Source organism: Paracoccus alkenifer (assembly GCF_900108405.1).
Taxonomy (GTDB): Bacteria; Pseudomonadota; Alphaproteobacteria; order Rhodobacterales; family Rhodobacteraceae; genus Paracoccus; species Paracoccus alkenifer.
Genome location: NZ_FNXG01000003.1, coordinates 1 through 2,500 on the forward strand (window position 1 = coordinate 1; position 2,500 = coordinate 2,500).

The 2,500-nt window shown below is 55.8% G+C and carries 2 rRNA genes (1 of these 2 cut by a window edge); both read right to left on the reverse strand.

Going from position 1 to position 2,500, the window contains the following annotated elements:
• Positions 1 to 135 precede the first annotated feature (135 nt).
• Positions 136 to 250: ribosomal RNA gene (gene rrf, locus BLW83_RS08370) — 5S ribosomal RNA — on the reverse strand.
• An 87-nt stretch (positions 251 to 337) separates the two neighbouring features.
• Positions 338 to 2,500: ribosomal RNA gene (locus tag BLW83_RS08375) — 23S ribosomal RNA — on the reverse strand; it runs 667 nt beyond the window's last position.

Genomic DNA, 2,500 nt, shown 5'->3' on the forward strand with positions numbered 1-2,500 from the left:
CCTTCAGGTTATGAGCCTGACGAGCTACCGGGCTGCTCTACCCCGCGCCAATTGCTGCGTTTTGGTGCAGCTTCCCGCTGGTATCTTGATGCGGGGTTTAGTGATCGTTTCAGAGTGATTTGCGTTTCTTTCCAGGTCTGGCGGTAACCTACTCTCCCACGTCTTGAGACGCAGTACCATTGGCGCGACGGCGCTTAACGGCCGAGTTCGGGATGGGATCGGGTGTTTCGCTCGTGCTATGGCCACCAGACCGGGGAAGAAACGCTCAGCGTTGCCCCTTTCGGGGCAGGTGTTGTCCAAGGATGCTTTGGAGAAGACGGACTGTCTTCTTCCGGATCAAATCAAGCCAATCGAGCCATTAGTACCAGTCAGCTGAACGCATTGCTGCGCTTACACCTCTGGCCTATCGACGTGGTGGTCTTCCACGGCTCTCAAGGGATACCTTGTTTTGAGGGGGGCTTCACGCTTAGATGCCTTCAGCGTTTATCCTGTCCGTTCATAGCTACCCTGCTGTGCCGTTGGCACGACAACAGGTCCACCAGTGGAACGTTCACCCCGGTCCTCTCGTACTAGGGGCAACTCCTCTCAAGTATCCTACACCCACGGCAGATAGGGACCGAACTGTCTCACGACGTTCTAAACCCAGCTCACGTACCTCTTTAAACGGCGAACAGCCGTACCCTTGGGACCTGCTCCAGCCCCAGGATGAGATGAGCCGACATCGAGGTGCCAAACGATGCCGTCGATATGGACTCTTGGGCATCATCAGCCTGTTATCCCCAGCGTACCTTTTATCCGTTGAGCGATGGCCCTTCCACTCGGGACCACCGGATCACTATGGCCGACTTTCGTCTCTGCTCGACTTGTCAGTCTTGCAGTCAGGCTGGCTTCTGCCATTGCACTCAACGAGCGATTTCCGACCGCTCTGAGCCAACCTTCGCGCGCCTCCGTTACTCTTTGGGAGGCGACCGCCCCAGTCAAACTACCCACCACGCAGGGTCCCGGATCCGGATAACGGACCGCGGTTAGACATCAAGAGTGCGAAGGGTGGTATCTCAAGGGAGGCTCCGCGGGAACTGGCGTCCCCGTTTCAAAGCCTACCACCTATCCTGCACATCACAATCCTGATGCCAGTGCGAAGCTATAGTAAAGGTGCATGGGGTCTTTCCGTCTAACCGCGGGTAGCCCGCATCTTCACGGGCAGTTCAATTTCGCTGAGTCCACGTTTGAGACAGCGGGGAGATCGTTACGCCATTCGTGCAGGTCGGAACTTACCCGACAAGGAATTTCGCTACCTTAGGACCGTTATAGTTACGGCCGCCGTTTACCGGGGCTTCAATTCAAGGCTTGCACCTCTCCTTTTAACCTTCCGGCACCGGGCAGGCGTCAGACTGTATACGTCGCCTTGCGGCTTCGCACAGCCCTGTGTTTTAAGTAAACAGTCGCCACCCCCTGGTTTGTGCCCCCGGCCAATGGTTGCCCATCAACCGGGCCTCCTTCTCGCGAACTTACGGAGGTATTTTGCCGAGTTCCTTAAACGTGGTTCTCTCAAGCGCCTTGGTATTCTCTACCAGTCCACCTGTGTCGGTTTCGGGTACGGTCTCATGGAGGGCTATTTCCAGGGACCCCGCAGCTGCCCGATCAATCCGTTAAGATCGAACAACCCTGAGGATCCGTCACCATCTCCTGGCCCAGGAATATTAACCTGGTTCCCATCGACTACGCATTTCTGCCTCGCCTTAGGGGCCGGCTTACCCTGCTCAGATTAGCTTTAAGCAGGAACCCTTGGACTTTCGGCGACAGGGTCTCTCACCCTGTTTGTCGCTACTCATGTCAACATTCTCGCTTCTGATCACTCCACCGGATGGCTTACGCCCCGGCTTCACAGTCAGAACATTGCCTCCGTTGCTTGCAAGCAAGCAAAAGAGGCAGCGTTCTATATCACAGAACGCTCCGCTACCGCGCACATACGTGCACCCAAAGCTTCGGCTCGTGGCTTGAGCCCCGTTACATCTTCGCCGCAAGACCTCTTGACTAGACCAGTGAGCTGTTACGCTATCTTTAAAGGATGGCTGCTTCTAAGCCAACCTCCTGGTTGTTTTGGAAGTCTCACATGCTTTCCCACTTAGCCACGAATTGGGGGCCTTAGCTGTTGGTCAGGGTTGTTTCCCTTTCCACGACGGACGTTAGCACCCGCCGTGTGTCTGCCGATCAGTTCTTCCCGGTATTCGGAGTTTGCTTAGACTCAGTAAGGCTGTGGGCCCCCATCATCCATGCAGTGCTCTACCCCCGGGAGAATACAATCGACGCGCTACCTAAATAGCTTTCGCGGAGAACCAGCTATCTCCAGATTTGATTGGCCTTTCACCCCTAGCCACACGTCATCCGGACCCTTTTCAACGGGTGTCGGTTCGGCCCTCCAGTTGGTGTTACCCAACCTTCAGCCTGCACATGGCTAGATCATCTGGTTTCGGGTCTGATCCGTCTGACTCAAGCGCCC